Here is a 20,344-nt window from a genome sequence, read left to right on the forward strand (position 1 = left end):
TCTCATAGTAGAACGTCGAAATATAACCAACTTATCCCGTTGATTGATGGTTAATTTGACACAATTTGCATTTCTAGACTACTGACAAATACCAGCAAGTTTCTCTATGAAAACAGTTTCACCGTCAAAATGACGGAATTTTGGTAAAAAAATGTCACTTTGACACTCAAGCACAACGTTTTGCAAGATGCATCGCAATCTAGTTTTCAGTAAGCTTTGCGACATAATAAGAATCAGGGAATGAGAGCATGAATCAACTCAAAAAAGAGATCACTTTACTGTCCGGTATTGGCCAACTGTCAACCACCTTAATGGGTACTGGATTGTTTATGATTCCAGCAATCGCTGCTGGTATTGCAGGACATTTTTCACTGTGGGCCTGGTTAATCTTGTTTGTGGCGGTCTGCCCTGTTGCTTTAACTTTTGCAGCGTTAGGGAAAAAATACCCTAGTGCTGGCGGCACTGCGTATTTCGTTCGCAAAGCGTATAACTCCAGATTAGAGCGTGCAGTTGCCTGGCTATTTGTAAGCGTCATTCCTGTAGGCGTACCCGCTGCTGTCGCCTTAGCTGCGGGCTTTTTACAGCAATTGTTACCTGCTCAGTTCAATAACGCCATTTTGGCACAAGTGCTCACGTTGGCACTACTTATTAGCGTAAACCTAGCAGGAACAAAGTCCTCTGGCCGCCTACAGACGGTCATTGCCATGAGCATTTTTGCCCTAGTAGCATCATTTCTCTGGATTGGAGATGTGGGATCGACTGATTTATCAATGCCAACACTAGATTCCGACTCCATTTGGTCAATAGGTGCAGCGTTAGGTGTGATGTTCTGGTGTTTTGTGGGTATTGAAGCTTTCGCCCATATGGGTGAAGAGTTCAAAAATCCACAACGGGATTTCCCTATCGCGATCTTAGTTGGATGCTTCGTCGCAGGTGCTACATACTGGGCTTGCTCAGTCGTTATCTTGAAGTTTGGTGCTTTCGGTACACCAGAGTTTGACAGCACTTCAATACCTTGGCTTAGTGACAAACTGTTTGGTCCTCGTCTGACTATTATAATAAGCGTCATCGGATTCTTCGCTTGCTTTGCCAGCATCAACTTATACACTCAAAGCCTGTCGAGAATGGTTTGGGCGCAAGCTCGCGAATATCGTCCAGACAGTATCCTTGCTCAGTTATCAAAACGAGGAGTGCCCACTCACGCAACTTGGCTTGTTTTCAGTGTGTTATTAGTTTCCTGTCTAATTGGCGAGTTTTCTAATCTGGATTTGGAATTTTTCCTTAAACTCGCTAATGGTGTGTTTGTCTTAGTCTATCTGCTCGCCATGCTAGCAGCCTATAAATTACTAAAGGGCATTCAAAAGTTTCTCGCGATCCTTGCTCTGCTTCTTTGCACAGGCGTATTTATCTGCCTTGGTTGGTCAATGCTTTATGCTCTTGTCATATTTTCTGCTTTTGCCATCCCGTGGCAAAGAGAAGCGAAAACTAGACACCCGGCGTAAAAATTTCAGGCGGGATATCCCGCCTGAATTCTAAGATGCTTTACGTACTTCGAAGCGACCAACCAATTGATCAAGCCGTTGAAGCGAGTTTTGCATTAGCGTGGTTCTACGCGACAACTGTGATGAAGCCTCCTGAAGTTTTAGCACAGTCGATTGTGCTTCATCAGCCGTTTGCCTGTGTTCCTCACTATTACGAGCAATACCCTGAATCAGCGTAAATAGCCCTGTCACCGATGTTTGCAGACGTTCGCTACGAGAAGACTCATCAACAACTTGAGTACTGTTTTCAACGTTAGTAATTCCCTCTTGCATATAGTTTACAGCCCTTTCTGATTGAGTATGCAGCGACGTCATCAACTCACCTATGCTGTTTGCCGCTTGCGATGTTTTGTTCGCCAACACTCTCACTTCATCCGCAACCACAGAGAACCCTCTACCATGCTCACCCGCTCTCGCAGCCTCGATAGCAGCATTGAGAGCAAGCAAATTGGTTTGTGCCGTTATTTCAGTAATGACGGAGACGATATTGCCAATTTTCTGCATTTCCTCATTCACTTCATTCACAGTATGTGCCGAAGATTGAACGATATTTTTAATTTCCTGAGCACTTTCAGCCGCTTTTTGATATTCAAGTTGTGCTGCTTGCACCGTTTGCAGCATAAGTTCATGCATCTCCGTGGCTGTATCATTAGCGCTGTTAATCTCCTGACTCTGCACACCTGCGAGCAAAAGCATGTCCGTTATTGAAGTTGCTGTCATATCACTGCTACTAAGCAGTAACTGGCTACGGCGGAACATTGATTCAGAAACACTTTGAACTTCCTTACTAGCAAATACCAGTTCCTGAATAATCCCTTCAAGGCTATCAATAAAACTGTTAGTCCACCGCCCTAAATCTCCAGTTTCATCAGTTTTAAATTTACTGGCTTCTAAACGGCGAGTTAAGTTGCCATCTCCTTCAGCAAGAACCTGCATGACTTGTGTCATATTTTCCAGGTTATTAGCCATGGGCTTAGCGGTAAAAATATGGAACAGCCCAATAGCGACTATACCGAACAACACTGATAGCAACATAAACAGATCAGGTGCCAATGGGTAGAACATCTGAACGATGAAGGGGAGAAGCAACGGGCCAAATATACTTAATGCAAATTGCTGATCGAGCTTTTGGGAAACCGAGCGGTGGCGGTAAACCTCTTCGAGATCAGATTCGCACATCATCCCCCAGCGGTCTTTAGATCCGGGCATAGTAAACGTCACACCCTTTCCTATCACCGGAATATGTCGGTAATCAGAGTAACCTGGATAGTCAATATATAGGTTATGGCCATTTTTAATGGTTTCCCTCACACCGGGATGAAGCTTGTTGGTTGCAGGATCATTGAACACAATCTCAAATTCAGTATGGCGACTCACTCTAACCACACCCCATTTGGTATTCACCCCATCTTTTAAGTTCTCGCCATGAGAAAAATGATTATCTTCAAATCGAGAACGTGACAGTGCGGCACCTTGTTTGATAGAAGGATCAAAATGAGATGTCACCATGAATAAGTAGTTATCGCCCGATTCACTATAAATATGTCCCGCCTCGCGCTGAATTAGATCGCCGATAACATCATTAGGAATTCGTCCACACAAACACCCTTTGGTATTATCACTAAGATCTAGAGGCTGATAGAACATCAATGTCACTTCATCATGAAAGTGGGAGCTTGAAGGACCAATGGCCAGAGTCACATCGTCGCGATACGGACCATGTAAAAATGGTCTCACTATCCCCTCACTTAACGCTTGTGGTGAAAACACTTTTTTGTTCTTTTGTGCTGAGAAGGTAGATTCAAGAATGTTGCCTTGCGCAGATACAATAAATAACTCGGATAAATCCGAACTGCGATTCAATAAGCGGGTTAACGTTTCTTTATATTCATGCTGTGATTTGGTAGACACATATAAAGAAGCATCGTGTAGAAATGCCCATTGATTTTCAGCCCAAGTCGTAAGGATTTTAACTCGAGTATTTGCAATATTTTCAAATGTTTGTTCTAGAGAGGTTTTACGTTTACGGTTAAACCAGCATGCTTTGCGCATTGCCAGTTTTCCTGTCTTACCAAACCAAGGCAGCCACCTTTTTTCTCCAGGCATTAAGTGCATAAAATTTCCTTATTTTTGTATTGTTATGTGCATCAATGTGCAATCAGCGTTCCAAAAATAAGACATCAGTACGTTGTTCTATATTTACTTCATATATCAAACAGGTTAACTATACTAATAAAAATCATACAGTTAATATCACCACACCACATACAACGCCAATCACTAAATTAGCGCGCAACAACCGCATTTATGCACCATTTTGGTTATTTGTAAGTTATAAAAACGAAAAAGGGCTTGCAAAAGCAAGCCCTAGAAATAATTAAGCGATTATTTACTCATTTCGATGAGTGATTTACCAATTAACCACTCAACAATCTTATCACTTCCTTCACCTAACTTTTCATGCGCCATCTTGTACATGCGTCCTACGCCTTTATAGGAAAACTCTTCCGCTTTATCTGCAGCAACTATGTGATGGAAAAATAAACGTAAAATAGCTAGAAATTCTGAATTATCTAACCCTTTAAGCCATGAGCTTGAGAATGAATCGACCCCATGATCAAAATCCAAATGCGCCACAAATAGATTAAAAATCCGACCATCTAACGCGAGTACAAAATCTGTTTTTTTCGGGAAATGGTGGCTAATGCCCGTTCGAGATACTCCCGTCTGCTGACTTAGTGTGGTGTATGACATTTTGTCATAGCCTAACCTTAACAGTTGGTCGACAACAGCATCCATAATAGTCTGAATGGTCACTTCTGTATCTTCTTTACTACGCTTCGGCATCTTAATAGCTCTTTGTGTACAAATTCATCAAAATTAAAATGAATCAAATATTGCTGAATCGCTCCAGCAAACAATCCACCTTTGTAAGAAAATATTCTTTCATTCACTTAGAATGAATTAAATATCCTTTAAAACTGCATCCCTATATGGAAATAATCCATGAAACACCCTTACCTTCACTACAGAATAATCTTACAAACGAATTAGTATGACAATGCATCAAACGCCGTAATGACAAGAAAATGTCACCATAACGTCCAATTTTCGACTATTATCACACTCCTAATTCTGTTAACTATGTCAACAATATCAATCAGCATTCATACATTGTTGCATTATCATTTATCTGGAACACCTGTTGATACGGGGTTAGAATGTCCTTAAATTTTGTAAGAGGATTGTGAGATGAGTAACGAAAGCTGTGAAGTAAACCAAGTTTGTGAAGCTTGTGGTTGTTCTGCTGAAATGGGCTTTTTTATCAAGGAAGGTGATGAAGTTGCAGAAGTGACTATTTTCGCCACTAATCAAGACCAACTAAAAAGCGAATTAGATAAGTATGTAGCTCTAGCAAAAGAAGTCTGTTCAGCTGTGGAGTTCGAAACAACACCTATGGACGAGAATACTACTGAATTGAATGCACGCTTCAAATTTGAAGTCAGTGCTGAAAAGCTCATCTTCGAACTTAAATCGCGATCACTGATGCGATAATTTGCCTTCGAAAGCGAGCTCTAAGCTCGCTTTTGTGATCTTACCCCTTCGATTTTATTGTTCGTTGAAGACATTGCTAATCCTGCCGATAGTATAGTTAATACTTATTATTAAGAGATTTAGGAAAAACATGTATTTCTCAACTTGGCGTTTATCGGCTTGGACGCTATGCATGGCTTTGTGCTCTTTACCTCTGAATGCTGCACCCCTAGACCAGTACCGTATGCTTAATCATTTAGATAATTACGGTAACCTCGACTTGAGAAACAAGCCTTATACCAGTTTACCCGATGGGTTAGAGGTTAAAGGCAATCTCAACATTGCAAAGACATCCATTAAATCTCTACCCAAAAATTTAACTGTCATGGGTAGTTTAGATGCCTCAAACAGCCAACTTGAGCTCGTACAACGAGGCACTAAGATTCGCGGCTACGCCAATTTTCTCGGTTCTCAAATTAAATCTTGGCCAGTTGGTGTTCAAGTGGGGGGGTACCTAAACTTTACTGACACGCCATTAGAAAAACTGCCGTCAAACATGAAGGTTAAAGGGGATTTGAGTGTTTCCAGAACACTATTAACAGAATTGCCGGAAGGTATTGTGATTGAGGGAAGCCTATATATAGGCGGATCGAAAATTGTCACTTTCCCAGATACGATGACAGTGAAAGGAAATATTTACTTAGGTGGAAATGTCATTACAAAGTGGCCGACTCATTTAACCTTGGGTGGCGCAGTCGCTCGCTGATGATTAGACAACGAGCTGACAATAAGAGAAGCTTGTTAGCTTCTCTTATTGTTTAATTGCTAGCGATTTCGAACAGGATTTGCGTAGCTATCAATTAGATACTGATGAGCATTAAGCGGTAACTGAGACAATTTTTGTTCCAATTTCGCTTTCACAGCAGGTGTAATATCTGCGTCGTCCTTTCCTGCTGCTAGCAAGTTTATCGGGAACAACTTGTAGTTCGCGTGAATTTGACGGTCAATTTCTTGAGCTAAATCTTCTGGCGTTTCATAAGTATCAGTAATTACGTCACCAAATGCGACATGTACACGACCTTTATCGCCAATAATGCCCTTAATGATACTTTCAATATCTTCGAATTCACCTTTTTCATACTTACCATGAGTCGCTTTTTCATAAAGCTCTCGTGCTTTGGCTATATCACAAGGGTCATTCTCGTAAGAAATTGAAACTGGAACAATTTTTAGTGATTTTATGTATTCAGGAAACTCAACTTTTTGCCTACGGCCTTCTACGTTAAACATCTTTAGGATTGCTGGATCAGTAAAATCATTACCGTCTTTTGCTCGACCTTCTTTTTGAGCAATCCAAATCGAATGACCAGTGTCCAAAGAGTGTTTGATATACGACGAAAGAGTTCCAAGAGCTTTCATCATTTCGCGGGGAGCTTTAACTGAACGTTTTACAATGAAGCTTTTATTTAGGCGCATCAATTCAGTTGCACAAGGTTTCTTAAGCAAGTTATCGCCAATCGCTATACGTACTGTACGATGTCCAGATTCATATAAACCGTAGTTAACTAAAGCCGGATCCATAGCAATATCACGGTGGTTAGACACAAACAGATAAGCAGTATTCTTATCGAGCTTACTTAAACCGCTGTATGTGACACCCTTGGTCGTGTGCTCTAGTGTTTTTTCTAAATACTTTTTCACCTCAATTTGAATTGCATCAACTGAGGTCAGTTTCGCCCATTTAAATTTAAGATAAACTTTTACGAATGGGCTCATCATTGCTTTTAGCCATGAAGGCTGACGCTCAAAACGATGATCAAGTATCGCTGTGATAAACTCTTCATCATTGATAAGACGTTCGATGGCGGCATGAATTTCGTCATCGTTATAAGGACGAATTTCTTGATACGGGTCGGTGGTTGAAGTCATATTCTCATACATCAAATAAAAAACTGGGCTATTCTACGCGCACTCGTAATGGCTCGCAGCTATCATAAGCACATAAATTACAAGGTCAGACCAGAAAACAACAAATTAGTTTCTGTCTGATTACCTTCTATCTCCTAGACGATATTTGGCTTTTCAGTAGATAAACGTTAATCTTAGCGCCCTTAAATTAATGAGGCTTCGTATGAACTACGCTATTCAATCTGAAATCTGCTCATTTCCATACTTGGAAGTCACGCCACGCAAGCGTGCCACTAAGCATAGTTTAGTCAAAGTTAACCGCGGTCTTGCTTTATTTAAGTTGGGCAAACAAGAATATGCCATTGAAGCAGGTTGTGCGATTTGGATACCTATTGAATGTTTATGCTCGCTGACTTTTTTGCCAAATACTCACATCACTCGCGTTGATTTTTCAGTTCGCCTAAGGGATGAGTTTCCACATCAATCTGGATTTATAAAGCTGACCGAGCTTAGTTCTGCTCTGCTTAATCGTATACAGGCGGTGAAAACAAGTGACGAAGTTTACCCGCATTTACTGCAAGTGCTCAAAGATGAAGTTAAAAAACTTGAGCCAAAGCTCGTAGAAAATGACTTAACGAAACAACTTAGCCTTTATCAGCCAAATCAACCAGATAACCTAAGCAAAGAACATCAAGTCGCTTTGCTGATTCGCGAAGCCATGAAGCGCAAGCTATCAGGCACAAAATTGCAGACAATTATTGATGAGCTTTTCTCTGGTAATGCAGCGCAATTTGAACAAATGTGTCAGCTAGTGCTTGGCAACTCACTCTAAAAGAACATAAAAAGCGCCAGTATCGAACTCGTTACTGGCGGCTTTTTATATACGAACTTTCCTAATCGAATTGAATGCAGATTATACCAATTTCACTATTAATCTGTTCAATATTAGACAATGAGCACTGAACGCAAACTCGCCCAAACCCATCCTGGAGCTCCGCCGAGCCTTCCATGGCTCGGAGGGTTTGCTTATCGGCACTCAATGTCGACTTGATTAGAAAATTAATACGATTAGTATTAGCTAACCACTTCAATATCCGTTTCGGGTAAACAGCAACAAGCTAAAGCCATCCCCATATTGCGTTCATGTTCTTGCAATGCCGGAACATCTGGCTGATGAACCTTTCCTGATTCGACCTTCACTTTACACGCACCGCAGAAACCAGCACGACAGCTATTTGCAATGGGAATACCCGCCGCTTCAGCCTGTTCTAACAACGTAGCCTGATTGTTACCCTCAAACAGATTACCGTTGACACTCAGTTGCAACGTTTTGAACTCTTTTACAGTTTGCTGTGCTACACCAAATGCCTCTTGATGATAGGCATTTTCAGCGACACCTTGCTTGAGCAGTAAATTTTTCGCTTTTTGCATAAATCCATCAGGTCCACAAACAAACACTTGACGCGCTGCTACGTCTTTAACTTGCTTGATATGTGAAAGCGACAGACGGCCTTTCAAGCCAAACCAATCAACAGGGGGTTGAGTCAGTGAAATGAACACCTTCAATTCGGGATGTTCCAATTCCATTTTTTCTAACTCTTCTCGGCATGGAATGTCTTCAATCGTTCGGCACTGATGGTAGAAGACCACATCACGCATCTGTTTGTTGTCAGCCAAATAACGTAGCATCGACAGCATAGGTGTTACGCCACTTCCAGCAGAAAGCAGTAACAACGGGTGGTTTTGGTGTTCTGCCGATAAATGAAAGCTACCGTTTGGTGTTTGTGTGGTGAGAGAGTCACCAACTTGTAAATTATCCAGCAGCCAGTTAGATACACGTCCACCATCAATTCGTTTTACTGAAATAGCCAAGCGTCCCGGACGAGAAGGACTGGAAGACAAAGTGTAGAAGCGGCCAACATTCTCCCCATCAACTACGATTTCGATAGGTAAATGCTGCCCCGGTTGATAATTAGGTATTACACCATGTTGTGGTTCAAGCCAAAAGCTCACGAAATCGCGGGCGATCTCTTCACGCTCTACGCAAGTCATTAGGTAGTGGCGTTGACCTAAATCTGGGTAATATTCTTTTTCTTTGTATTCAAGAACTTCAACTTTGTCTCCGGCATGAATCATACCCTCGTTTATCGCAACAAGGTTCTGTCCAAAGAACACACCTCCTCTTTCGTTGGCGCGAAATTGTGACAGAGTACGTAATGGCTCTTTGGTTGGACGATATTGACCTTTTTCAAGATCGACAGTGGTCATAATACAGCGCTCACAAGGCTTGAGTGCTTCAAACTCCACCTCTCCGATACGAATGCGTTTCCAACCATCTTCTGCAAAAGGCTCAGTACCCGATACAACTAGATTGGTTCGAAACTGATCCATTTGATGACGTTCTGGACTACGACGATTCAGTTCATCTAACGAGCCTTGGCTAATAATCAGTAGTGGGTAACCATCTGCAAAGCTGACATTGTGACCAAACTTTGCACGAACACGGTTAGACTGCTGACCCGTAAACAACAGTTCAACACGCTGCCCCATAATGTCACTGAACCAATCGTCCGCATCATCTGTGGTTGTGTAAGCGATAAAGCTGTCATCCCAAACCGTAGCAGGCGACTCTTGCATTTTGAACTCAGCATAACGAATCGCCAGCGGTGATTTACCCTGCGCGGTAAAAATCAGACCATCCGGAGTCAAAGTAGATCGAATCTTAACCATTTGCGGATACTTCCGAGCCGTTACCATACTGCCGTCCGCTAACGCCAGCATGAATCTTCGGTCAAACATCAAACCTTGTTTTTCAACCCATGCAGTAGACAAGGAAAGCCCACCCACAGATTTCACTGGATAAACATTGATTTGAGAAAGTACCGCTGACGACATGACACACATCCTTACTTATAGTTAGAAAATTAGTTTCCCGATCGACTTAACGTTGTGGCTTATATAGTGAAAGAGAACAAGGCTATGAATGACACAAATGAGCCATTGTTTCAATCAATTAGCTAAGACAAAATGCTCTCAACAACCAAAAGACACAAATAAAAAGATGAAATGGAAAGCCATTTACTCTATCATCCTGTCGCCTAAACGGAAGCGTTTGCGTGACGCAAATTTTCTCTTTAGGCTCCAATCATTCAAATGACTTCATGGTGGGAGCAATTCATGACAACACTTACGATCACTCGTCCTGACGACTGGCACGTTCATCTTCGCGATGGCGAAGTTCTCGCGGATACCGTGCGTGACATCAGCCGCTATAACGGGCGCGCGCTTATTATGCCAAACACAGTCCCACCAGTAACCAATACAGAAATGGCACTTGCTTATCGTGAACGCATCATGGCGCAAAACCCAAGTGCAGCTTTCCAACCGCTAATGTCTCTGTATTTAACGGATAACACTTCTCCCGAAGACATTCGCCAAGCAAAAGCTTCTGGTGCCGTTGTTGCTGCAAAACTCTACCCAGCGGGTGCAACCACCAACTCGGATTCGGGCGTGACCAATGCGAAAAATATCTACCCTGTTTTGCAAGCCATGCAAGAAGAAGGCATGTTGCTACTTGTTCACGGCGAAGTGACCACTCACGAAGTCGACATTTTTGATCGCGAAAAAACCTTCTTAGAAACGGTTCTTGATCCAATCGTGAATGATTTCCCGAACCTTAAAATCGTGTTGGAACACATTACAACAGCAGAAGCGGTTAGCTTTGTGAATAACGCTTCAGATAATGTGGCAGCAACTATTACAGCCCACCACCTGCTGTTTAACCGTAACCACATGTTGGTTGGCGGTATTCGCCCTCACTTGTTCTGTCTGCCGATTTTAAAACGCGCAACTCACCAACACGCGCTTGTGGCTGCTGCAACTTCAGGTAGCAAGAAATTCTTCCTAGGTACAGATTCTGCTCCTCACGCAAAAGGTAAGAAAGAAGCGGCTTGTGGCTGCGCGGGGTCATATACCGCTCACGCAGCTTTGGAACTTTATGCGGAAGTGTTTGAGCAAGAAGGCAAACTAGAAAACTTGGAGGCTTTCGCAAGCCACAATGGTCCTGATTTCTACGGAGTTCCTCGCAACACAGGCACTGTCACGTTGACCAAAGCCTCATGGGAAGTTCCTGCAAGCATGCCTTTCGGCGGTGAAACTGTGGTCCCGATTCGTGCTGGTGAGTCTATCCACTGGCAAGTTTTATCTGAATAAAAAATTTCTGATAAAAAAAGTATCCACCGGCATAGCCGGTGGTTTTTCATATGCGCCTATAAGGCTCTCCTACTGGCAGCGCCCTAGCAGGCGCGTAGTGATCTGACATTTGCATATGACTATTTCCTGCGGCCCGCAAACGGGCTACCTGAATACGGGAGCGACAATTGCTCTCCCATTTTATCCTGCTCTAGTTGGTGCTTTATGTAATTCTGTATCTTGCTCGTATTCTTACCTACCGTATCTACATAATAACCTCGGCACCAAAACTCACGATTCCGATATTTAAACTTCAAATCCCCGAATCGTTCATAAAGCATTAGGCTACTTTTACCTTTCAAATACCCCATAAACGCTGAAACACTCATTTTGGGCGGTATTTCTAAAAGCATGTGGATATGATCCGAGCAACATTCCGCTTCAAGAATGTTCACATTTTTCCATTCACATAGTTTCCTCAATATTTCACCTATTGCTCTACGTTTTTCTCCGTAGAACACTTGTCTTCTATATTTCGGTGCAAAGACTATGTGGTATTTACAGTTCCAGCGCGTGTGCGCTAAGCTCTTTTCGTCCCCCATTGGGACCCCCTTTCAATTCTTAATTAACTCTTGTAGTTGCCAGACCACAAGACGTTTTTATCAAATTGAAAGGGGTTATATAACTGATTTATAGCTGTAAGCTTTACGGAACCCCCAGCCTAGCTGGGGGTTTTCTCTATACAATAAACGCCCAATATCTTCCATTGGGCGTTTTCTTTTCTAGACCCCAATCACTACCTACTGATAAAAATACACTTTCCAATTAACTATCCTGTTCTTTTGCTCACCCACCGCGAAAGAATTTTCCAACTCATTCGGTCTATATCCACTCACCCAATTTTTAGCAGCGACAAATTTCTTTTGGCACCTATAATTGTCTTAGACGTAACACATTTAATACTCTGAATTCGTTAAAAATTTTGAGAGTAATGAACATTATAAAGCACAGCTATGTCTCAATAGCCAGTACAAGAAAGATAACAGTCGCCAAATGAACACGGAAAATTTATGAAAAAGCTACTCAGCACTTTAGGGATCATCGCTTCACTGTTTGCCACCTCCGCATTTGCAGAAGACTGGAAAGCCGTAGAACAAAAAGCAAATGGCGCAACAGTCTATTTTCATGCTTGGGGAGGTAGTCAAGAGATCAACCGCTATATTCAATGGGCAGCGAACGAGCTAAAAACTCGATATAACGTGACGCTAAAACACGTCAAAGTTTCCGATATTTCCGAAACTACTACTCGCTTGCTCGCAGAGAAGGCAGCGAACAAAAACAGTGGTGGCAGTGTCGATATGGTTTGGATTAACGGTGAAAACTTCAAATCTATGAAAGACAACGGCTTACTGTACGGACCTTTCGTTCAACAATTGCCGAGCTGGCAATATGTTGATAGAACTCTTCCTGTTGATAAAGATTTTTCTGTACCGACCGAAGGACTCGAAGCGCCTTGGGGTGTTGGGCAGCTCGTGTTCATTTACAATAAAGCCAAACTCAACAATCCGCCAAAATCCTTCCAAGAGATGCTGAGCTACGCGAAAGCATTTCCAAATCGCTTAACATACCCAAAGCCACCTGAGTTTCACGGTACAAGCTTCTTAAAAGCGCTGTTAATTGAATTGACTAACAACGATCCGTCATTAATGAAACCTGTCGACGACGCCAGTTTTGCATTGGTCACTCAACCACTATGGAATTACTTGGACGAGTTTCATCCGGTTTCATGGCGTGGTGGAAAACAATTCCCTTCAGGTACGAGTGAAACGATCCAGTTGCTTGATGATGGTCAGATTGATTTGGCGATAACCTTCAACCCAAACGCTGTATATTCTGCACAGGCCAGCGGAAATTTAGCCGATACCACCAACGCGTATGCGTTTGATTCTGGTGCTCTATCTAACATTCATTTCCTTGCGATTCCTTGGAATGCTAATGCCAGTGCCGGCGCTCAAGTTGCGATTAACTTCCTACTAAGCCCACAAGCGCAATCTCGCAAAGGAGAGCTAACGGTATGGGGCGACCCTTCTGTGTTGAGTAATCAATATTTAACCGGCAGTGCTAAAAACACAAAGCAGTTCAAATCGGTTGCAGAACCTCACCCAAGTTGGCAAGTTGCGCTCGAAAAAGAGTGGCTTAAACGTTACGGAAACTAAAACTAACCCATGTTACGCGTTTTATATTTAGTCATTATCGCTGTCTGCGTTTTACCTACCATTCCAGGGTTACTTGGAGTGGTTGTATCGGCGTTTGGCTATGTACCCGCGATTGGGTTATCCGCATTTTCTCTATCAGGATTCGCAGAGGTTTTTAACTGGCATGGTGTAGGAATATCTCTTTGCCTGACGTTGTGTTCTGCTGTCATAAGCAGTTATCTTGCGTGTCTAATTACCTTTGCAATTCTTCAATCCTGCTGGAATACGCGCTTATGGCGAAAAATTGAAGTATCACTTTCGCCTTTACTCGCTATGCCTCACGTCGCATTCGCTATTGGTTTCGCCTTTCTATTCTCCCCAACAGGCATGGGAGCTCGCGTTTTGTTCGAATGGTTCGGATACGATGTGAATAGCAAGGGTGTCGATGGCTTAACGTTACTGGTCAAAGATCCCTACGCACTGGGTTTAACCCTAATGCTAACGCTAAAAGAAGTGCCCTTTTTGTTACTTATGAGCATCCCTATTTTGCAACAGCTCAGAGTGAATCAAATTGAAAAAGTCAGCCATTCACTGGGTTATAGCTCTACACAATGTTGGTGGAAAGCCACCTTTCCGCAATGGATGGTAAAACTTCGCTTTCCGATGTTCGCTGTTATCGCCTACAGCGTTTCCGTGGTTGATGTTGCACTAATCATAGGCCCAACAAACCCACCCACTTTCGCCGTTTTAGTGTGGCAATGGTTCAATGACCCAGACCTATCCTTACTTCCTAGAGCAGCAGCCGGTGCTGTGGTTCTGTTTATCCTTGCAAGCTTATTACTTGGATTTACCCGTCTAGTGGAATGGGTTGTAACGAAAAGGTTTAGAGATTGGCAGTTTTCAGGACGTGAAGGGTTATCTTTGCCAGGAAAATCATTGTTTTATGTCACCACTTTACTTGCGATATTGATGGTTCCATTAATGATTATCTGGAGTTTTGCACAGCGCTGGCGCTTTCCCGAATTATTGCCAAGCCGCTACAGTACGCAATTTTGGCAATATGAGTGGCAAGCAATCACTGACACTCTTGTGCACAGTGTTACTATTGGCGTCATCAGTGCTTCTATTGCTTTGATGTTTGCACTCATTGCTCACGAATATCGCTTACGTTATCGTATCCAAATACCAAGCTATGTCATCGCCATTCCGATGTTGATACCGCAATTGTCGATCCTGTTTGGCATTCAGATTGCGACGCTTTATATCAACAGCGAGCTATATCTATTTTGGGTCTGCTGGGCGCATGTATTCTTTGCCTTTCCTTATGTTTATTTGTCACTCGATGGGCCGTGGCGCAGTTTTGATAATGGCTTAACGCGAGTAGCATTGAGCCTTGGAAAGTCACCGATTAAAGTCTGGTTTGGCATCAAACTTCCTTTGTTGATGCCTGCCGTCTTTTTCGCGTGGGCTGTGGGAGTAAGTGTAAGTCTGGCTCAATACTTACCAACGCTTATACTTGGTGCAGGACGAATCAGCACCGTTACAACGGAAGCCGTTGCGCTTTCTAGTGGTCTTGACCGCCGAGTCTCGGCCATTTATGCCATCTGCCAAGCACTATTGCCTTTGTTGTTCTTCTCGCTTTCCATATTGCTTAGCCGCACACACGGCAAGTACCGTAGGTTCTCTATTAAAGGTTTATTGACCCATGAGTCTTTGTCTCGAAAACCTCGCCATCCGTAAAAAGGGGGGTGAAGCGTTGTTTACTGCATTTAGCCTTAATGTTGAGAAAGGCGAGATTGTTACATTAATGGGACCGAGTGGCTGTGGTAAATCAACGCTGCTAGATGCCATTGCTGGTCACCTGTCTCAAGAGTTTGAATATTCGGGGAACATCAAACTTGATGACTCTATTTTGAACCAACAACCCGCGCATAAACGTCAGGTCGGGATACTGTTTCAAGACGACCTACTGTTTCCCCATTTAACTGTTTGGGAGAATCTCGCCTTTGCGCTGCCTGATGCTATCAAAGGTGTTGAACGCAAAGAACAAGCCATGAGCGCTTTAAAACAGATAGCACTGACTTCGATTGCCGAGTCATTTCCGGATCAGATATCCGGCGGTCAGCGGGCTCGTATTGCGCTTACTCGTATGTTGCTAGCGAAACCCAAGGTAGCACTGCTGGATGAGCCCTACAGTAAATTGGATAAAGATCTACGTCAGCAATTTAGAAATCAGGTAGAAGAACAACTTAGAGAAGCCAACATACCTGCGTTGATGGTGACTCATGATGAAGAAGATATACCTTTAGGTAGCCGCTGCATCACTTGGCCATGGGAGGGTAACAATGCTCGATAGATTCAGTATTAAAGCCATTCGTTGGCCTCTTGATCAAAGCGCAAAGATTTTGGACGCCATAGGTATCACAGCTAACCAAACCACTCTGTTTGGATTCGCACTTGGATTTCTCGCGCTACCGGCATTGGCTTTAGAGCAGTACTACTTAGCTCTGGTGCTGATCTGTCTAAACCGAATTTGTGATGGCTTAGATGGTGCCTTAGCACGAATTCAGGGAATGACTGATGCCGGAGGCTTCCTCGATATCTGCCTCGACTTTCTCTTCTATTCGTTGATTCCATTTGGCTTTGTGCTTGCCAACCCAGAACAAAATGCCATTGCCGGCGCTTTTTTGATTTTCTCTTTTGTCGGAACTGGCTCTAGCTTTTTAGCCTTCGCAGTGATGGCCAGTAAACGAGGCATTGATAACCCTGTTTATAAAAACAAGTCGCTGTACTATATGAGCGGGCTAACTGAGGGAACAGAAACTATTTTCTGCTTTATCGCCTTTTGTCTGCTACCTGAACACTTTGCCATCATCGCTTACGCATTTGGTGTCGCATGTTGGTTCACCACGTTTACGCGAGTTTATTTTGGCTTTCATACATTGCATAAAAAATAATCAGTCATTCGAAATACTTACCGAACACATACACCATCAATGCAACAATAAAATACAAAATCAATATTATTCAACGAAATACGATTTACAAAACAAATGTAATTACACCAATAATGGGACCAATATCACAGAATGTGCGCATAATTTCATTAACATGGCGCCGCTAACAGTAAGCCTAAGTTATGCAACCTCAACTAGTACACAATAAATTTATAAAAACAGTCGGTAACCCATTCATTATGCAGAGTTATAAAAGCTGCCCTTCTTGCGGTAAAGTTACAGTATTAAATAGGATTCAACGTTCGTTCTTAGAAAAGCAACTCAAACGAAATTACTATAAATTGCAGTGTACAAATTGTTCTGCTCAAGTCTTTTCTCATATAGCAAGTGGCAAAATGAAGATTCACAAAAAGGGAATTGTAATAGGTTAATATCTATAACCCTTAGCACTAGAGTCATTTGACTCACTAATAGAAACAATAAACAGAGCCTTAGTATACACAAGGCCGTGATTATTAATGCGGTAAAAATGACAGTAGCGACTTTAGTTGAAGAGTCGCTACTGTGTATTGGATCTATTAGATTGTTTAAACTTCAGAATCATTCAAACCTAGCCAGCGTCTATAAACACTTCTCAAGCCACCCAGCAATACTGATGAACGATAATGAATTACGTTAGTTATGCCCGAGAGATAGGGTGCCTTTTGTTTTTCGTCTGCCAGACAATCTTATAAAAATTAGACCTGTTGCCATTAATAATAAGATGTTGGGCTCGGGAATTTCGATAATCTGCTCTGAAGGTGGCACAATAACTGCATCCTTACTGTCATAGAAAACAATATGAGACAAATCTCTCGAGTCTGGAGTTTCCCACATTCCTGAATCCATGAAGTCTGCAGCGTTAAGACAGTCTAATGAGATCCCTTCCATGCCAACATAATTTGCGCTGTCACATGAACCTATATTGTCCACCCAGAATAGATTGAACCCATTACCAGCTTTAGCCGACCAGTACCTGATCGCAGGATCATCATCACCACGAATGTACACCCAAGTATCTAAATCACCATCTAGATTACTATCACTAAAAGTCCATTCTGTACCATCAACAGAACTAAACTGATTACTAACACTAATTGTCGGATCCGATAAACTTCCATCAAACTTAGCAATTACGGGAGAGATAAGAACAAGATCATTTCCCGTGCCGTAAAAAATCTGGCATGCATCAAAACCATTAGTACCATTATAAGTTGTGCCTTCGTATGTACCGCTATAATCATTGAAGTAACCAGCACAATCATTGCCACTAACGTAAGCGGTTATTAATGTAGCAAAAGCAGAGTGGCTACCGAGAAGCAGCACATTGATTAACACTAGAGGAAATAGAGCTACAAAACGCATAAACGCTACTTTAACTAACCGAACACTAGAAAAAAAATTCGTTTTCATAATCTTTGTCCTTTCAAAAGATCAGAATATCTGCCGCATTACATGCAGTTGTTGTGCCAAATGCTAATGCATCATTTTCCACATGCAGATCATGACGTTAGTAAGTGCCACAACTCACACCCTCGGAAGTTGTAAATTTATCCGACATAATCACCCACTACTCCATCGTTAGCTAATCTCTTTTTGCCCCTAGAAAAGCATTCAAAGTCATCAGGATTGTGAATCAATAAATGTAAATTGCTAATAAAAACAAATATATATTAGATTATTTAACATGTGATTTTTTTGAATTTTTCCGCCTATTCCCATTAGATTACAACTGTAAAAAAAATAGACAGATTGGGTGAAGATTTTGCGACACGAGCAGTTAAAAAGTTAACTCTGAGTTTTGGTTGCATAAAGTAAAAGGCCTAGCTATTAAGCTAGGCCTTTGAGTTAAATTTCATACAGGATCCGTTATCGGAAAGCCCACTGAGTGCTGGATAGTCTCCGGGTAGATTATATACCTACGCTTACTTGCTTACCTGCACACTCGTTTGCGAAATATTACCAGCTACATCTTCCGCTATAGCCATAATGATATGGCTACCGTTACTCACTTTACGGGTATTCCAGCGGTAATTAGAAGTTGCAGCATCAGTCGAAAGTACCAATTCTCCATCAATGTACAACTTCACCATTGCAATACCAGAGTCATCGTTAGCATTTATATCGATCGATACTACTTTACTTATAGTACTACCATTAGCTGGATTCAAAATTGACACACTCGGAGCTACTACATCAACGACTTCTACTTCAGCTTGGTTATCGACAACAACTATTTGAGTATCAGAGATACCTTCATTATCAGCAGCATCATAAGCATAAGCCGTCAGTGTTACTTCACCGTTATCAGCCTGAGTCGAATCCCAGCTAAACTGATATGGTGCAGAAATATCGGTTGCGACCAATACACCGTTTGCATATAGAGACACTGAGCTCACCCCTTGATCATCGCTTGCTGAAACATCTACGTTCACCAAACCTGCAATCTGCGCATTTTGTTCAGGAGTTACGATAACTACCTCAGGAGCTTGGGTATCGACACTCTGAGTATCTGTATCCAATGCCAGAGTCACAGCAGCAAATGCATTGACTCGCCCATGACCGTAAGATGTATCCCATCCTGGAGTTCCAAGATCATCAGCAGACTGCTCAAGTACAAGTTCAACCTCATCCGGCGAAAGGTTTGGATTTGCAGCCATAACGAGCGCAGCGACACCAGCAACAACCGGACTGGAAAATGATGTACCGCTGGCTGCTCCATATCCGCCACCATTAGTAGTAGTCCAAATACTCAAACCTGGGGCGGAAATATCAACCATATCTCCGTAGTTAGACCAACTATTTTTAGCATCAGCCTTGTCTGTTGCCGAAACAGTAACTAACGCTGTCTGTTCGCTGTAGCCTGGATCAGTTCCACTGTTACCAGCAGCAACAATAACGAGCCCACCCTTGTTTTTCATATATTGAGCTGCAGAAATAACACTGCTACTTCCATTCATATAATCGAAGCTAATGTTTGCAACTCTAGCCCCATTATCCGCAGCCCAAACTATCCCTTCTGTTATATCACTAGTATAAGCTGCGCCATCAGTACGGTTAGTAACTCGTACAGGCATTAGAGAAACATTCCATGCAACAGATGTGACGCCAAGTCCATTGTTACTTGCTGCACCAATGGTCCCTGCAACCTTTGTCCCATGGCCAAAAATATCGCTGCTATCAGTATTATTGCTAGCTGTGTTCCAACCCGAAACTAATTGAGAGCTGAGATCTGGGTGATCAGGATCAACCCCACTGTCCAATACAGCGACCACAACCCCACTTCCATCTGTGATATCCCATGAATCCGGAGCTTGGATCTTAGGCAGGTGCCAGCCAGAACTATAATATGTGTCATTAGCTACCATTTCTGGGGAGTGCAGCTGATCTTTTTCTGCAAAAGCAATGTTAGGATTTTTCGCAAGTGCACGCGCTACTGCTTCCTCTGCCTGCGCCGGGACTTCGACGATATGAATGCCCAATCCCTTGATCACACCCTTAGAATGACCGCCACTGCGTTCAAGAATTTGCTGAAGTTTCTCTTCGCTAAGACCAGCTTTAGGTTGTACCAGTATTCGACCTTCAGCCCAAGTTGTAGCAGCCATAGCGGTACTTGCAGATACACCGCAAACTAGCGCTATTAGTGAGCTGCCAGCAAATCTGAACAATCGTGAATTTAATGAGTGCTTCTGATGAGCTTTATTTACAACTTGATGAGTATTGAAGGTTGAAGTAGTCAATGTCTAATTCCTCTCGCGGATCAATCCTTCTACTGGATTTCTACTTCGCGAGAGGTGCACAGGGTTACCCCAAAGCGCGCTTATTTTTATTTCGCTAAACGTATTTAGAGTTAGCAATAAAAACAAGTCCACGTCATGAGACAGTACTGGCAGCCCCGCTATCATAGGATTAATCCCGTAGACCGGAAACTTTGCGTCACCATCTTTCGATGGTTTTGCCATTTTCAGTATTTTCTTAG

General features: G+C 42.5%; 16 protein-coding genes and 1 riboswitch. Of the genes, 9 read left to right on the forward strand and 7 right to left on the reverse strand.

What is annotated here, in order from left to right; genetic code table 11:
- Nucleotides 1–248 precede the first annotated feature (248 nt).
- The gene (yjeH, locus tag G5S32_RS16250; RefSeq protein WP_165313120.1) at nt 249–1,502 is read left to right on the forward strand and encodes an L-methionine/branched-chain amino acid transporter; all 1,254 of its coding nucleotides are present in this window, start codon (nt 249–251) and stop codon (nt 1,500–1,502) included.
- A gap of 30 nt (nt 1,503–1,532) precedes the next feature.
- Here the strand turns inward: yjeH and G5S32_RS16255 are convergent, their stop codons facing one another.
- Nucleotides 1,533–3,656, reverse strand: a complete 2,124-nt coding sequence (locus G5S32_RS16255; protein ID WP_165313122.1) for a methyl-accepting chemotaxis protein — start codon at nt 3,654–3,656, stop codon at nt 1,533–1,535.
- Between the two features lie 270 nt (nt 3,657–3,926).
- The gene (locus G5S32_RS16260) at nt 3,927–4,388 is read right to left on the reverse strand and encodes a TetR family transcriptional regulator (RefSeq protein WP_165313124.1); all 462 of its coding nucleotides are present in this window, start codon (nt 4,386–4,388) and stop codon (nt 3,927–3,929) included.
- A gap of 405 nt (nt 4,389–4,793) precedes the next feature.
- On the opposite strand from G5S32_RS16260, the gene G5S32_RS16265 reads away from it, so the two are divergent.
- Both G5S32_RS16265 and G5S32_RS16270 read left to right on the forward strand, forming a co-directional pair.
- Nucleotides 4,794–5,096, forward strand: a complete 303-nt coding sequence (locus G5S32_RS16265; protein ID WP_165313126.1) for a YfcZ/YiiS family protein — start codon at nt 4,794–4,796, stop codon at nt 5,094–5,096.
- A gap of 172 nt (nt 5,097–5,268) precedes the next feature.
- Entirely contained in the window at nt 5,269–5,841 is a 573-nt protein-coding gene (locus G5S32_RS16270) for a leucine-rich repeat domain-containing protein (protein WP_165314174.1), read from the forward strand.
- A gap of 59 nt (nt 5,842–5,900) precedes the next feature.
- Here G5S32_RS16270 and G5S32_RS16275 read toward each other — a convergent pair whose 3' ends face one another.
- A complete protein-coding gene (locus G5S32_RS16275) occupies nt 5,901–7,004 on the reverse strand; it encodes a 1-acyl-sn-glycerol-3-phosphate acyltransferase (protein WP_165313128.1) in 1,104 nt (367 codons plus the stop codon).
- Nucleotides 7,005–7,206: 202 nt separating this feature from the next.
- Between G5S32_RS16275 and G5S32_RS16280 the strand changes: the two genes are divergently transcribed.
- Complete coding sequence (locus tag G5S32_RS16280; RefSeq protein ID WP_165313130.1) at nt 7,207–7,815, forward strand: AraC family transcriptional regulator; 609 nt, start codon at nt 7,207–7,209, stop codon at nt 7,813–7,815.
- A 242-nt stretch (nt 7,816–8,057) separates the two neighbouring features.
- Here G5S32_RS16280 and G5S32_RS16285 read toward each other — a convergent pair whose 3' ends face one another.
- A complete protein-coding gene (locus tag G5S32_RS16285; protein ID WP_165313132.1) occupies nt 8,058–9,878 on the reverse strand; it encodes a hybrid-cluster NAD(P)-dependent oxidoreductase in 1,821 nt (606 codons plus the stop codon).
- Nucleotides 9,879–10,160: 282 nt separating this feature from the next.
- Between G5S32_RS16285 and pyrC the strand changes: the two genes are divergently transcribed.
- Nucleotides 10,161–11,195 carry a dihydroorotase gene (gene pyrC / locus G5S32_RS16290; RefSeq protein WP_165313134.1) on the forward strand — a complete coding sequence of 345 codons (1,035 nt, stop codon included), beginning with the start codon at nt 10,161–10,163 and terminating at the stop codon, nt 11,193–11,195.
- A gap of 119 nt (nt 11,196–11,314) precedes the next feature.
- On the opposite strand, the gene tnpA is transcribed toward pyrC, so the two are convergent.
- Nucleotides 11,315–11,776 carry an IS200/IS605 family transposase gene (tnpA, locus tag G5S32_RS16295; protein WP_165310119.1) on the reverse strand — a complete coding sequence of 154 codons (462 nt, stop codon included), beginning with the start codon at nt 11,774–11,776 and terminating at the stop codon, nt 11,315–11,317.
- Between the two features lie 468 nt (nt 11,777–12,244).
- Between tnpA and G5S32_RS16300 the strand changes: the two genes are divergently transcribed.
- The 4 genes from G5S32_RS16300 to G5S32_RS16315 are packed head-to-tail and all read left to right on the forward strand — an operon-like array spanning nt 12,245 to nt 16,326.
- Nucleotides 12,245–13,390 carry an ABC transporter substrate-binding protein gene (locus G5S32_RS16300; protein ID WP_165313136.1) on the forward strand — a complete coding sequence of 382 codons (1,146 nt, stop codon included), beginning with the start codon at nt 12,245–12,247 and terminating at the stop codon, nt 13,388–13,390.
- A 9-nt stretch (nt 13,391–13,399) separates the two neighbouring features.
- A complete protein-coding gene (locus G5S32_RS16305; RefSeq protein ID WP_165313138.1) occupies nt 13,400–15,109 on the forward strand; it encodes an ABC transporter permease in 1,710 nt (569 codons plus the stop codon).
- A complete protein-coding gene (locus G5S32_RS16310) occupies nt 15,075–15,725 on the forward strand; it encodes an ATP-binding cassette domain-containing protein (protein WP_165313140.1) in 651 nt (216 codons plus the stop codon). The genes G5S32_RS16305 and G5S32_RS16310 overlap by 35 nt, the downstream gene beginning before the upstream one ends.
- Entirely contained in the window at nt 15,715–16,326 is a 612-nt protein-coding gene (locus G5S32_RS16315; RefSeq protein WP_165313142.1) for a CDP-alcohol phosphatidyltransferase family protein, read from the forward strand. Before G5S32_RS16310 ends, G5S32_RS16315 begins: the two co-directional genes overlap by 11 nt.
- A 675-nt stretch (nt 16,327–17,001) precedes the next feature.
- Here G5S32_RS16315 and G5S32_RS16320 read toward each other — a convergent pair.
- Both G5S32_RS16320 and G5S32_RS16325 read right to left on the reverse strand, forming a co-directional pair.
- Nucleotides 17,002–17,778, reverse strand: a complete 777-nt coding sequence (locus G5S32_RS16320) for a PEP-CTERM sorting domain-containing protein (RefSeq protein ID WP_165313144.1) — start codon at nt 17,776–17,778, stop codon at nt 17,002–17,004.
- Between the two features lie 512 nt (nt 17,779–18,290).
- On the reverse strand, nt 18,291–20,105 hold the full coding sequence (locus tag G5S32_RS16325) for a S8 family serine peptidase (RefSeq protein WP_207621653.1): 1,815 nt from the start codon (nt 20,103–20,105) through the stop codon (nt 18,291–18,293).
- 145 nt (nt 20,106–20,250) lie between these two features.
- Nucleotides 20,251–20,335: riboswitch (cyclic di-GMP riboswitch) on the reverse strand.
- Between the last annotated feature and the right edge of the window lie 9 nt (nt 20,336–20,344).

It is taken from the genome of Vibrio ziniensis (assembly GCF_011064285.1).
Classification (GTDB): domain Bacteria; phylum Pseudomonadota; class Gammaproteobacteria; order Enterobacterales; family Vibrionaceae; genus Vibrio; species Vibrio ziniensis.

What these genes read in the sequence shown, in the direction of transcription:
- G5S32_RS16275 (WP_165313128.1), bottom strand. Translation starts at nt 7,004, where the DNA reads ATGACTTCAACCACCGACCCGTATCAAGAAATTCGTCCTTATAACGAT.
- tnpA (WP_165310119.1), bottom strand. Translation starts at nt 11,776, where the DNA reads ATGGGGGACGAAAAGAGCTTAGCGCACACGCGCTGGAACTGTAAATAC.
- pyrC (WP_165313134.1), top strand. Translation starts at nt 10,161, where the DNA reads ATGACAACACTTACGATCACTCGTCCTGACGACTGGCACGTTCATCTT.
- G5S32_RS16305 (WP_165313138.1), top strand. Translation starts at nt 13,400, where the DNA reads ATGTTACGCGTTTTATATTTAGTCATTATCGCTGTCTGCGTTTTACCT.
- G5S32_RS16255 (WP_165313122.1), bottom strand. Translation starts at nt 3,656, where the DNA reads ATGCACTTAATGCCTGGAGAAAAAAGGTGGCTGCCTTGGTTTGGTAAG.
- yjeH (WP_165313120.1), top strand. Translation starts at nt 249, where the DNA reads ATGAATCAACTCAAAAAAGAGATCACTTTACTGTCCGGTATTGGCCAA.
- G5S32_RS16310 (WP_165313140.1), top strand. Translation starts at nt 15,075, where the DNA reads ATGAGTCTTTGTCTCGAAAACCTCGCCATCCGTAAAAAGGGGGGTGAA.
- G5S32_RS16315 (WP_165313142.1), top strand. Translation starts at nt 15,715, where the DNA reads ATGCTCGATAGATTCAGTATTAAAGCCATTCGTTGGCCTCTTGATCAA.
- G5S32_RS16285 (WP_165313132.1), bottom strand. Translation starts at nt 9,878, where the DNA reads ATGTCGTCAGCGGTACTTTCTCAAATCAATGTTTATCCAGTGAAATCT.
- G5S32_RS16300 (WP_165313136.1), top strand. Translation starts at nt 12,245, where the DNA reads ATGAAAAAGCTACTCAGCACTTTAGGGATCATCGCTTCACTGTTTGCC.
- G5S32_RS16260 (WP_165313124.1), bottom strand. Translation starts at nt 4,388, where the DNA reads ATGCCGAAGCGTAGTAAAGAAGATACAGAAGTGACCATTCAGACTATT.
- G5S32_RS16280 (WP_165313130.1), top strand. Translation starts at nt 7,207, where the DNA reads ATGAACTACGCTATTCAATCTGAAATCTGCTCATTTCCATACTTGGAA.
- G5S32_RS16265 (WP_165313126.1), top strand. Translation starts at nt 4,794, where the DNA reads ATGAGTAACGAAAGCTGTGAAGTAAACCAAGTTTGTGAAGCTTGTGGT.
- G5S32_RS16320 (WP_165313144.1), bottom strand. Translation starts at nt 17,778, where the DNA reads ATGAAAACGAATTTTTTTTCTAGTGTTCGGTTAGTTAAAGTAGCGTTT.
- G5S32_RS16270 (WP_165314174.1), top strand. Translation starts at nt 5,269, where the DNA reads ATGGCTTTGTGCTCTTTACCTCTGAATGCTGCACCCCTAGACCAGTAC.